Origin of the sequence: Brevibacillus parabrevis (assembly GCF_003710905.1) — a bacterium.
Taxonomy (GTDB): Bacteria; Bacillota; Bacilli; order Brevibacillales; family Brevibacillaceae; genus Brevibacillus; species Brevibacillus parabrevis.
The window spans coordinates 377,940-389,930 of the sequence record NZ_RHHV01000006.1; the positions used below are offsets into that span (position 1 = coordinate 377,940).

10 protein-coding genes are annotated in these 11,991 nt (G+C 52.8%); all 10 read right to left on the reverse strand.

Translation table 11 applies throughout. From position 1 onward, the window contains the following. Nucleotides 1–116: 116 nt before the first annotated feature. Nucleotides 117–1,403 carry a UDP-glucose dehydrogenase family protein gene (locus EDM60_RS08210; RefSeq protein ID WP_122963535.1) on the reverse strand — a complete coding sequence of 429 codons (1,287 nt, stop codon included), beginning with the start codon at nucleotides 1,401–1,403 and terminating at the stop codon, nucleotides 117–119. A gap of 12 nt (nucleotides 1,404–1,415) precedes the next feature. Next, complete coding sequence (locus EDM60_RS08215; RefSeq protein WP_122963536.1) at nucleotides 1,416–2,489, reverse strand: glycosyltransferase; 1,074 nt, start codon at nucleotides 2,487–2,489, stop codon at nucleotides 1,416–1,418. 25 nt (nucleotides 2,490–2,514) lie between these two features. Next, on the reverse strand, nucleotides 2,515–3,465 hold the full coding sequence (locus EDM60_RS08220) for an NAD-dependent epimerase/dehydratase family protein (RefSeq protein WP_122963537.1): 951 nt from the start codon (nucleotides 3,463–3,465) through the stop codon (nucleotides 2,515–2,517). Beyond that, nucleotides 3,462–4,265, reverse strand: coding sequence for a glycosyltransferase family 2 protein (locus EDM60_RS08225; RefSeq protein ID WP_063226999.1), 804 nt, complete (start codon nucleotides 4,263–4,265; stop codon nucleotides 3,462–3,464). Before EDM60_RS08225 ends, EDM60_RS08220 begins: the two co-directional genes overlap by 4 nt. Beyond that, complete coding sequence (locus EDM60_RS08230; RefSeq protein ID WP_122963655.1) at nucleotides 4,262–5,308, reverse strand: glucose-1-phosphate thymidylyltransferase; 1,047 nt, start codon at nucleotides 5,306–5,308, stop codon at nucleotides 4,262–4,264. Before EDM60_RS08230 ends, EDM60_RS08225 begins: the two co-directional genes overlap by 4 nt. 123 nt (nucleotides 5,309–5,431) lie before the next feature. Next, nucleotides 5,432–6,610 carry a glycosyltransferase family 4 protein gene (locus EDM60_RS08235; RefSeq protein ID WP_122963538.1) on the reverse strand — a complete coding sequence of 393 codons (1,179 nt, stop codon included), beginning with the start codon at nucleotides 6,608–6,610 and terminating at the stop codon, nucleotides 5,432–5,434. Next, complete coding sequence (locus tag EDM60_RS08240) at nucleotides 6,591–7,013, reverse strand: hypothetical protein (protein WP_122963539.1); 423 nt, start codon at nucleotides 7,011–7,013, stop codon at nucleotides 6,591–6,593. The genes EDM60_RS08235 and EDM60_RS08240 overlap by 20 nt, the downstream gene beginning before the upstream one ends. Before the next feature lie 111 nt (nucleotides 7,014–7,124). Further along, on the reverse strand, nucleotides 7,125–7,808 hold the full coding sequence (locus EDM60_RS08245; RefSeq protein WP_063226996.1) for a DnaD domain-containing protein: 684 nt from the start codon (nucleotides 7,806–7,808) through the stop codon (nucleotides 7,125–7,127). Between the two features lie 111 nt (nucleotides 7,809–7,919). After that, the gene (gene asnS / locus EDM60_RS08250) at nucleotides 7,920–9,209 is read right to left on the reverse strand and encodes an asparagine--tRNA ligase (protein ID WP_122963540.1); all 1,290 of its coding nucleotides are present in this window, start codon (nucleotides 9,207–9,209) and stop codon (nucleotides 7,920–7,922) included. A 191-nt stretch (nucleotides 9,210–9,400) separates the two neighbouring features. Next, the gene (locus EDM60_RS08255) at nucleotides 9,401–11,818 is read right to left on the reverse strand and encodes a WIAG-tail domain (RefSeq protein ID WP_229049901.1); all 2,418 of its coding nucleotides are present in this window, start codon (nucleotides 11,816–11,818) and stop codon (nucleotides 9,401–9,403) included. Nucleotides 11,819–11,991 lie beyond the last annotated feature (173 nt).

The following is an 11,991-nucleotide window of genomic DNA, read 5'->3' on the forward strand; positions in this document are numbered from 1 at the left end:
CAAATCATCCATATGTGACTATCCTACCGTATTATGCCAACTTGTTCAAATCATTAGCCTGCACTTGCGCCAAGTTGCCAGCCAAAAGAAAAAAGCTGAGCTTTCCCAAGGAAAAGTCAGCTTTTTCCTACCCCGATATACGTAAAGCCTGCTTGCTTGACGGTCTGGGCAGGCCAGGCGTTGCGTCCGTCGAGCAGCACGGGCTGAGCCATGCTCTGGCGGATTCGCTCCCAATCTAGCTGCACGCACTCTTTCCACTCGGTGACCAAAAGCGCAGCATCGGCGCCCGCTAACGCTTCTTCGGCTGTCTTCGTATAGGTCACATTCGGAAAAGATTGCTTCACAGCGTCTTCGGCAACCGGATCATAGGCAAAGACGGCAGCTCCCTGCTCTGTCAGCTCATGCAAAATGGAAAGAGACGGAGCCTCCCGGATGTCGTCCGTATCCGGTTTGAACGCCAGCCCCAGTACGGCAATCCGTTTGCCGCGACAATCCGGCACGAGCTTTTGCAACTGCTGCAAAAACCACACGGGCTGTGTGGCGTTGACCTCCCGTACTTTTTCCAGAATCGAAAGCGAGATGCCGTTCTGGGCTGCCAGTTGCAGCAAAGCGATCGTGTCTTTCGGAAAACAGGAGCCGCCGTAGCCGACACCCGCCCGCAAAAATTCCGGGCCAATCCTGCTGTCGAGCCCCATCCCGTGCGCGATCGTGGCGATATCTGTACCCAGTGCCGTGCTCAGTCTCGCCAGCTCATTCATGAACGAGATGCGTGTCGCCAAAAAGGCGTTGGAAGCGTACTTGATCAGCTCCGCATTCGCCCTGGTCGTCACCACGCGCGGGGCATTCACGCCTTTGTACAGTTGTTCCATCACTTCCCCCGTCGACGGATCGCTCACGCCGATGACAATTCGCGAAGGCTCGATGGCATCCAGCAAGGCGCTCCCTTCCCGCAAAAACTCCGGGTTGGACGCGACAGACAGTTCCTGGCAGCCGTCAAGCAGGTCGGCCACTTTGTCTCCGGTCCCTACTGGCACCGTACTTTTGATCACCACAACCCGTTTTTGCAAAGCTGAGTTGTGCACTTCTTTGATCGCTGCTACCGCGCTGTACAAGTAAGTCAAATCAGCGGTTCCGTCATCCGCTTCGGGAGTCCCTACGCAGACGAAAAAAACATCCGCGTCTTTCGCTTCCGACAGCTGCGTGGAAAAAGCCAGGGTACCTGCTGCAAGCACTTGTCGCAGCGCTTCCTCCAATCCCGGCTCATAGATCGGAGAGATGCCTTGCCGCAATTTGACAATCTTCGCTTCGACAAGATCAATCCCGATCACATGATGGCCGTTCATGGCAAGGGAAACGGCAGTCGTCAATCCTACGTAGCCGGTACCGATCACGGCAACTTTCATTGCTTCACCTCATCATTTTTTCATCACGCGCAAATACAGTTCTTCCAGCTTCAGTCGCTGTTTGGAAACATCGTGGTTTTTCTCCACCTTCATCCTGGCTCGGGCGGTCATTTCCGGCCACTCGTGCTCGGAGGCGAGGACATGGTTGATCATTCTGCCGAGCTTCGCAGGCGAACGCTCCGGCACGAGATAGCCCGACTCTCCGTGCTCGATCAGCTCGGGAATCCCGGAATGGTAGGTGGAAACAACCGGGCGACCGGAAGCCATCGCTTCCATCAGCACGTTCGGAATCCCTTCCTGGTCGCCGTTGCGAGCCGTTTTGCAGGCGATGACAAACACGTGGCATCTCGCCAGTTCGCGCTGCACATCCTGATGCGGCAAGGCTCCCTTGAGCACGACTTGCTTGCCCAGCTTGTATTTTTTGATCATGCGCCGCAGTTTTTTCTTTTCGTCGCCATCCCCGACGATGATCAGCTTGGCCCGCGGATGCTTTTCGTGCACTTGCACAAACGCCTTGATCAATGTGTCCATGCCTTTCTTCTCCGTCAGGCGGCCGACGCTGAGCAGGCGATACTCGCCGTTCTGAACAGGCTGCGGCGGCAGCATCGGGAATTTGCGCAAGTCGATGCCCGAGCGAATCAGTGTGATTTTGTCACCCGAACAGCCCAGGCGGATCAGACGCTTTTTCATATGGTTGCTGACGACCGTAAACGCCTTGCCCTTTTTGAACAGGCGCTTGAGCGAACGACGATAGCCCGGATTTTCCCGTACGCGCTTGGTCGCATCGAAACCGTGAAAAGAAGTGATCAGCGGCAACCCCGCTTTTCGCGCGTAGGGAAGAAGCTCCAGGCCAGCGGGACCAAAGCGGGCATGCAAGCATTTGATTTTTTTGCGCTTCATCCACCCGGAGAGTCCTGCCATGGAATTTCGCACATAGACAGGCGCATACGGGAACTGTTTGCGATTGAACGGCCGCTGCCTGGTCAAGACGACAGGTTTGACTCTCTGATGTCCAAGCAGCTGCTCGTAGATGAAGGTTTCACTTCTGGGCAGAAATTTTCTCCGATAGACGAGGACCCGATGCATGCAACTGGCCTCCTATTTTCGAGTTTTAGCTCCTCAGTTGGAAACGCATATCCGCCAACTGTCGGCGCAGCCCTTCTTCCAGGGAAACTTGCGGACGATAGCCCAACCGTTGCTCGGCAAGCCGTATATCTGCGCAAGTCCGCTGCGAATCACCGGCCGGACCAGGCTGAAACCGGATGTTGGGCGTCGTGTTCAAGAGCGTGCCCATGATGGTAAGGACATCGATCAGCTTGATTTCGCGGTTGCCGCCTACATTGAAAATCTCGCCGGGCGCAGCGTGGCGGCCAGCGAGTATGTTCGCCTCTACTGCATCGGTTACGTAGGTGAAGTCCCGCGATTGCTGGCCATCTCCATAAATGACGACAGGATCTCCCTTCATCATCTGCCGGAAAAAGCGGTGAAACGCCATATCCGGCCGCTGCCTCGGGCCGTATACGGTAAAGTAGCGCAACATCGTAATCGGCAAACCGAACGCTTTCACATAGACGGAACAAACCTGCTCCATCGCTTCCTTCGTCACCCCATAAGGCGATACGGGACGCAGCGGAGCGGATTCGTCCGTCAGCGTCCCTTGCATCGTTCCGTATACAGATGAGGAGGAAGAGACTACGATGACAGGCGGTTTCGGTCTTTGCAGGCATGCCTCCAGCAGCAGTTGGGTCGCCAAAATATTGTGGCTGACGTACTCGGAGAATGCCTTGCCCCAGCTGTTCCGCACGCCGGGCAGCGCAGCCAGGTGATAGACGACATCGACTTGGTCCAACCAATCGTTCCAACGCTCTGCCTGCAACATGGTTGAATGAAAAGTAAAGGCGGGATGGCTTCCGATCTCAGCGAGATTGCGAAGCTTGGCAGCAACGTCGTAGTTGTCGACGAAGCCATCGATGCCGATCACTGTCACCCCGTCATTTAGCAAGCGCTGAGTCAAATGTGACCCGATAAAACCAGCACAACCGGTGACAAGCGCTTTTGTCATCGCTTCCGCCGCCTCACTTTCTTCAACCTTTTGATCACGAGATATCCGTCCTTGTAGCCGTAGACAGCTTTATACTTTTTGCCCCAACGCTTGAGGTAGTATTTGAACGTCTTTTTGCGCAAATGATTCCGTCTGCGCTTCATTTTGTTGTCGGTCAGCTGCCCCCTGTGTTTCGTCCGGTTGTACAGCTTCTTGTTAATAAAGCGGACGCGGTATTTTTCGATCAGCCGCAAAATGATGCGGCGATCTTCCATGATGCGGCCTTCGTATTTGTCAGAGGTGTCCCAGCCCCCTACTTCGTGAAGCGCTTCGACCCGGTAGCAGCGCGGCGCGACCATCCAGCGATTGTATTTCAAAAATTGGTATTTGTTGCGAAAATGCTTGTGCTTGACGAGAAACGGATTGTAATACTTCCCGCGCCGCACGCGCCAAATTTTCACGTTCCCGTAGTAAAGCGCGGTGCTTTTCTTGCTTTTGCGAATGTACCTTTTGATGACCGCCAGCGTCCGTTTGGGCAGCCAATCGTCCGAATCCAGCTGCAACAAGTACGGAGTATCAACCATCGACAAAGCCTGATTCATCACTTTGCCGATGCCTGAGTTTTTCTCCATCCGGTAGTACATGATGTTGGGATGGTACAAATACTTTTCGACCTTTTTGCGCGTCTTGTCAGTCGATGCATCATCGATAATCAGCAGCTTCCAGTCTTTTGACGTCTGCTTCAAGACGCTGTTGATTGCTTTGCGGATGAACTTGGCACGATTGTACGTCGGGATGACCACAGTAAAAGTTGGGTTCATGTGTCCTCCCTCTTCACAGCTGGAATGCGAATCGATGACTTGTCGCTCAAAATAAAGACCCCGCTCGTATCCGTTGACTGCCCGACCAGATGGGAGGAACGCCCGAATACACTGTCCGTAATGCTCCAAGCGACATCCATAAGCGAACTGTTTTCCAACATAATACTATTTTCGATATGGGCGCAATTTTGCAGATGTACCCCGTTTTGGATCGATACGTACGGTCCCAATCGGCAGTTTTCGATATGACAGCCCTCGCCGATCAACACAGGCCCGACGATCTCGCAATTTGTGACGATTGACCCTTCGCCAACCCGATGAGTGTTGCCCAAATCTTTTGCCAGCATCCAGCGGTTTGCCTCCAGCCAACGGTCAATCGTTCCGACATCTGAATACTTGCCGCTTGTAAGGGCGTGCGCGATATGGAAACCGCGGTCAATCATGGACTGGATCGCATCCGTGATCTCGTATTCACCACGGGCGGATGGCTGTAGTGTAGCAATCGACTCAAAAATGGGTGGGGTAAACAGGTATGCGCCAATGACAGCCAGATTACTCTTCGGCTGGCGGGGTTTTTCCTCGACCGAGACCAGACGCCCTTCCTGTACTTCGGCAATCCCATAATCCTGTGGTCTCTCCACTTCACTTAGCATCACAGCACCGTCTGAATTATCACTGGTAAACGCACGCATGAGCCCGTGCAGCGAATCCATCAACAAGTTGTCACCAAGTAACAAAATAAACGGTTCGTCTTGCAAGAACGGTTGCGCTAAATGGACAGCATGTGCGATTCCAAGCGGCACCTCCTGCTCGATAAAAGTAATGGTAGCCCCAAATTGACTACCATTGCCCACCAAAGGAGGAATCTGCACTTGGGAAGGGTGTATGACAATTCCGATCTCTTGCACACCCACTTCACGCAGTTTGCTGATGCAGTAGTGTAATACCGGATGATTGGCCACAGGGAGGAGGGTTTTTGGTTGCGAATAGGAGAACGGGTGCAGTCGCGTACCACGTCCAGCACACAAGATTAACCCTTTCACAAGTATCACTCCCCAGTTGTGCTCTGCGATACTTATAAGGTATGCGTCTCGTGATATCTGGACAGGGCAGACGTCCATTCTCCCTGAAGAAAGGGCATAAACCTAGCGATGCCCGAAAAAAAGTTATCCGGTTTTGAGGAGCGGAAGCTTTTCTTTTTGGCGCTTTCCGACTGCATTCTCAAAGACGCGCAGGTAGCCTTGCGCCGTCGCGTACCAGGAAAACTGCTTGGCACGCAGCAGCGCCTGTTTCCCCATTTCCGTCCGAACATAGGGCGCGCTCCACAAAAGCTCCCAAACCGCTGGCAATTCTTTTTCCCAATCTTTGGGAGGAATCAAGAAGCCGCTGCCCTGATGGGTGACAACCTCTTTGATCCCGCCGCGCGTCGTGGAAATCACTGGCTTGCTCGAAGCCATCGCCTCCAGATTGACGCGGCAAAATGCCTCTTTCCAAATCGACGGAGTCGCTACCACGTCGCCAATCTGATAGTAGAGCGGCATTTGGGCACTGGGGACAAAATTGACGAAGCGGACTTTGTCACCGAGCGGTTTCGCCAGCCTTTTCAGTTCCCGCACGTACGGATTCAGGCGATTGCTGCCGTAGCCTGTGCCTCCGACGATGACCAGCCGTGCGCGTGGGTCTTGCTTGCTGACCTGGTGAAACGCTTTGATCAGAATGTGAACACCTTTGCCGCGCATCAGTCTTCCCGCGTAAAAAAGCACGCGGTCATCCGGCGACAAACCGACTTGCTTGCGCAGCTTTTTGATCGTGTAATGCAGCTTTGCCACCTGGTAAGGCGACACATCTACCCCGAGATGAACCGCATGAATTTTTTCCGCGGGAATTTTGCATGACTTGATAAAATGCTGCCGCAAAAATTCGCTGTTCGTAATAAAGCCGGACGCCAGGCGAACGACACGCTTCATTTTTTCCTTGCTGATCATGCCTGGCGATCCGTACACATGGGAATGCATATTGACAAAGACCGGAATCTTCGGAAAATGCCGTTTGAGCTGCAGCACGTAAATCGGCCGATTTTCCACCAAAATGACATCCGGCTTGTGCTTGCGGATATGCTTGATGATCTTTCGCAAATAAGGACCTGGGCCATCGTAGGAAAAACGGATGAACTCGCGGTTTTCCTCTACCGTCGACTTGGGGTAAGTCGCGCAGCGCCGGGTGTAAATCGTCACTTTGTGCTCGGGATCGATCATTTTGGTCACTTCGTCGATATCGTGCTCCACCGAGCTTCCTTTGACGGGTGGTACGGAAAATGGCCCCGGGCTAATTATGGCGATGTTCATTCCGCTCGCTCTCCCACTCCTTTTTCAAGGACAGAACCACCTGATACAGATGTTGTCTCTCTTTGGACTGTTCCTCCTCTGCCTTTTTCCAGCGTTTTTCCCATGCCGCAAGCGATTCCTTCAGTGCTGCCACTTCCTGCTCCAGCTTTTCCAGCTGTTCGCTCGTCGCCACGTCGGTTTCTCGCATAATAATTTCGAATGTAGGCTCAAGCACCAGTTGTTTTTCCTCATCCGGCTTTTCGTCTGCCGGCTGTTTTGGAACTTGCTCGATCACGGCCTCCTGGGCTTTTTCCACGGGTTTCACAATCGAGATGCGCTCCACCGCTTCATCGACGACAAAATGCCCCGAAAAAACGCCTGGTGTTACCCAGTGGGGCAAATCCCCTTTTTTCCGCTTTTCCATAAGCCTTCCCTCCTGCAACGTGCTTCTACGTAATATGCTATGACAAACGCGGAAAATGGGTACGTGTACAAAGGAGACAGACAATAGAAAAAACCGCTTTGATTGGTAGCATCAAAGCGGCTGTCGATAATCTTTGGACTGATTTTGGCGGCGAAAATTCAAACTGTACAAGCGGGCTTGCTCTACCGTGGTAATTTGCTGCTTTTGCCACTCCAAAAGGATTCTGTCGATGTAGCGAATATGAAGCTTGCCTACCGTTGCGGCCTCACGCAATGCTGTTAGGATCAGCTCTTCCTGGTAACCGTCCTGCTCTGTCCACATGTGGATACTCTCCAACTCAAAAGGAGACAAAGGTCGACCAAACGCCTGCTCAAAACGGGAATAAATCGCAACCGGCTCTGCATCCAATGTCGCAGCAGCCTCCATGAACGGCTCCATCATCCGCGGATCAGCCTGCTGCTCGCGCCAGGTCTGATACAGCTTTTTATACAAAGGAGTCAAATTGTACTGCTCATGGCGCATTCCCGTCTGCGGATCGATAAATTCGTCAATGCTGATCCAGTCTTCCTTCAGCAGCTTTTGCAGCGATTGGATCAATCTCATGCTGGACATGGACATGCGCTCCTCCAGCTCGGTCAAGGTCGGAAAGCGATTCCCTTCCTGCTGAAAAGAAAGCAGATGAATGAGCAGCATCATTTCGTCGTCTGCCAGAGACATTCGTTTGTACATCTTTAGAAGAAGGTTGGAGACGGATGTTGCACCTTCTTGCAACAATTGCAATATATGGGAATCCATAACGCATGTTCACCTCTGGGTTGGATTAACAAGGAAGTGCGTAAAACGCGCTGTCACACAATAGGAACACCCTGCTGCCCTCTCGCAACAGGGTGTATGAGAAACACGAACTTACGGATAGAGACGATAGAGCATACGCGGGAACGGAATCGTTTCACGCACGTGATCCAGACCGCAAATCCAGGCAACTGTCCGCTCAAGCCCCAGACCGAAGCCGGAGTGAGGAACGGTTCCGTATTTGCGCAGGTCCAAGTACCAGCGATACGCTTCCTCGGACAGCTCGTGCTCGGCAAACCGTTTTTCCAACAGCTCCGGATCGTCGATGCGCTGGCTGCCGCCGATGATTTCGCCATAGCCTTCCGGCGCGATCATGTCTGCGCACAGCACTACTTCCGGACGCTCAGGATGCGGCTTCATGTAGAATGCCTTGATCTCGGTCGGATAGTGCGTGATGAACACAGGCTTGTCGAAATGGTCCGCAATCAAAGTCTCGTCTGGCGCTCCGAAATCGTCGCCCCACTTGATCTCGCTGCCTTTTTCCTGCAACAGCTTGATCGCATCGTCATACGTGATGCGTGGGAAAGAACCCGTTACGTTTTGCAGTTTGGTTGTATCGCGCTCCAGCGTTTTCAGTTCGCGCTGGCAGTTTTTCAGGACGGATTGCACCACATGGGACACAAAAGCTTCCTGAATGCGCAAGTTTTCCTCGTGATCGACGAAAGCCATCTCCGGCTCGATCATCCAAAACTCGATCAAGTGACGACGCGTTTTCGATTTCTCTGCACGGAAGGTCGGACCGAAGGAATAAACGCGACCCAATGCCATTGCGGCCGCTTCCATATAGAGCTGACCGGATTGGGACAAATACGCGTCTTCATCAAAATATTTGGTATGGAACAGGTTCGTTGTTCCTTCTGCTGAAGTCGGTGTCAGGATTGGCGGGTCTACTTTCACAAATCCGTTTTCATGGAAATACTCGTATACAGCGCGAATCACTTCGGAACGAATCGCCATAACCGCACGCTGGCGCGGAGTGCGCAGCCACAGGTGGCGATGATCCATCAGGAAGTCTACACCGTGCTCCTTCAGGGAGATCGGGTATTCCTGGGCGATCTGAATGATTTCAACGCCTGTTACCGTCAGTTCGTAACCGCTTGGTGCACGATCATCTGCGCGAACGACGCCGGTTATGTATAAAGAGCTTTCCTGAGTCAGTTGGGATGCATTTTCCCAAACGTTTTCCGCTACTTCTGCTTTCACTACTACGCCCTGAATGAAGCCGGACCCGTCGCGAAGCTGCAGAAATTGAATTTTCCCGCTGCTGCGCTTGTTGTACAGCCAGCATCCAATGCGTACTTCTTGTCCAACATGCTGCCCTACTTGGGCAATCGTCGTCAACATCGAATAATTCCCTCCATTTACCATGCCACACAACAGACTAAGTGTACCCAACAATTATACTATTGGGGACAGGCAAATTCAATCAAAGACTCCCTTGAACGGATGGTTACCATAATATAATTATGTTAACAAAAGCGAGGAAGCCGACTGCACTTCCCACCAACGGCCCCTCGCTTCTTGTTTCTCATTGCTCAGGAACGCAAATCGTCCTCATCACGAAATGTTTCATGCTCATCCGCTGCTTTTTCCTCGCCGGCATCTTCATCTGCTTCGTACTCGCCCTCTTCCCATTCTTCCCCCAAGTCGTCATCCTCTTGCTGCTCATGATGCAGGGCTGTCACCTCGTCATGCACCTGCTCGCCTTTTTCGCCAATGGCGATCCACTGCAAAACGCCGCTGTCTTCCTGCCCGGTTTCCTGACGAAAAACGGTAAGCACAGCCGAGGTGCGTTTGGTGTATTTGAGCGACACGGACACCCCGACCTGATTCGTCATCGCAACCAGGCAATAATGGACGTCTGCATAGGGAGTGGGCAAGCGGACCGTGACGTCTGCCGTCTGGCTTTGCGCCGGGATGCGGAATGGGACAAAGCCAAACTGCTGAAGCGTCGTGCCCAGCTGAACATTCGTCTCAACCGTTTGAAAAGCCAGCTTCTCCCGCGTAATCGACTTGTCGGCCAGATGCTCTGCCGTGACGGTTCTCGGCGCTATTTTCGCTCCGCTAACGGCATGATCGGCCAGCTTTTCTTCCGTTACCGTATTTGTTTGCAGATGCTGACTTTCGATGGAGTTGACGGCAAGATGCTCGCCCGTGAGTGTTCCCTTGACGAGATGGTCACCGCTCAAGCTGCTCTTTTCCACATGTATGCCTGTAATCGCATGCATTTCGAGCTTGCTTCCGTCGACAGCGTGATCCGCCAGTTTTTCGCGTGTGACGCTATTCTCTTGCAGCTTTTCTTTGGAGATGGACTTGGGCTGGATATGTTCGTGCTGCACGGATTGATTGGCAAGATGCTGGGCGGTCACTGCTTTTTCGCCGATTTTTTCGCCAGTGACGGCTCCTTTGCCCAAGTGCCTTGTCTTGATGGCCTCTGTCGCCAGCTTGGGAGACGTAACCGCCGAATCGGCCAGTTTATTTGCGGTAATGCTCAAATCCGTCACTTTGTCGGTCGAAACAGACTCGGGAGCGAGTTTTGACGTCGTCACTACATGATCGTGCAAATGCTGCGTCTGGATCGCATATTCCCGCAGATGACTGCTGCCGATGACGCGTTCACCGATATGCTGCTCCTCGATTGAGCGCCGCGCGATTTTCTCCGCACGAACAGCCCCGTCAGCCAAATGCCTGCTGTTGACGCTCTCCTCCACCAATTGCTGCTCGCCTACGCTGCGATTGGCCAATTTGTCGAGCGTGACGGCTTTGTCCGCCAGCTTGGCTGCCGTGACCTGTTGCTCCCCGATTTTTCTGGTCGTGACGAGTCCATCTTGAAGATGCGTCGTTTGAATGCTGCTTGCTTGCACGTGGACGCTTGCGATCGACTCTTTTGCCACTTTTTCCGAAGTGACGCTGGCGTGATCCAGATGTTCGGTGAGGACGGCGTAAGGACTGATTTTATCGCTTGTGACCGCTTCCGGCTGCAAATGCTGGCTGTAAATGGAATGAAAAGCGATGTGCTGATCCGTGACGCAGCCCGCCGAAAGATGCCCGCCGTCTACGCTGTTCTCCGCCAGATGATGATGCAAAATCGCTCCCTCGCGAATATGCTGGGACTCGATCGAATCCTCCTCCAGCTTGGTGGAAGTCACGGCCCCATCCCGGATTTTGTCGGTCGTGACCGCGCCGTCCTCCAGCTTGACGGAGTTGATCACATAGTTGGCGAGGTTGCGAGTCTGAATGCTGCCCATCTTGATTTTGTCCGATGTGACAGACTGATCTTGAAGCAGCTCATTCGTAATCGCCTGATCCTGGATGTGCTTCGTCTGGATCGCAGACTCTGCAAACTTCATGGAATCAATGGTCTTGTCAGCCAATTTGTCGGACGTAATGCTGTTGTTGACAAGCTTTTGCCCGGTAATGGAATGGTCCTGCACATTTTCGCTGGTGACCACATGCCGTCCCAGATGCTCTCCGAGGATCGCGTACGGAGCGATTTTGTTTGAAGTGACGCTTTTGTCTGCCAGCTTGTTGCTGTCGACGGCGTAGTCCTTCAACAGCGACGTATCAATCGTTCCCGGCTTGATTTTGGACGAATCGACAGCGCGGTTGGCGATTTTTTCCGTAGTGACAGACTGATCCGTCAAATCATCGGTATAAACAAACGATTGCACCCGGTCATCATTGCGATCTTTGATGATCTTGGAAAAAGTCGTCTGGTTGGACGACACACCCTGCTTGGGCATTTTCTGCAATGGTTGTTGTATCGGGCTTGTCGGTGCATGGGAGCTTGGCTTGGGGCTGTTGACAGCGGACTCCAGCAGTTCCAGCTCCAGATCAGCCATCCAATCCTGCTCCGATGTAGAAGATGTTTGCATAAGCGGAATTTCATGCAAGGTTTGCCTGAACGTTTTGGACAGACCTCTGCTCATTTTTTTTCGGTTCGCGTTTGCCATAGAGTCTCCTTGCCTCCTGATGTCATTCCCGGATCATTCTGTAAGATATTCAACCCTATAGGCATTTGGCACCGCAACGCAAAATTTGTTTCGCCCGTTCACAAGTTTTCCCCCACGCAAAAAAACCTGCCAGGCCAACATCAGCTGCTGGCTAGCAGGTTTTTCGTCGCGAT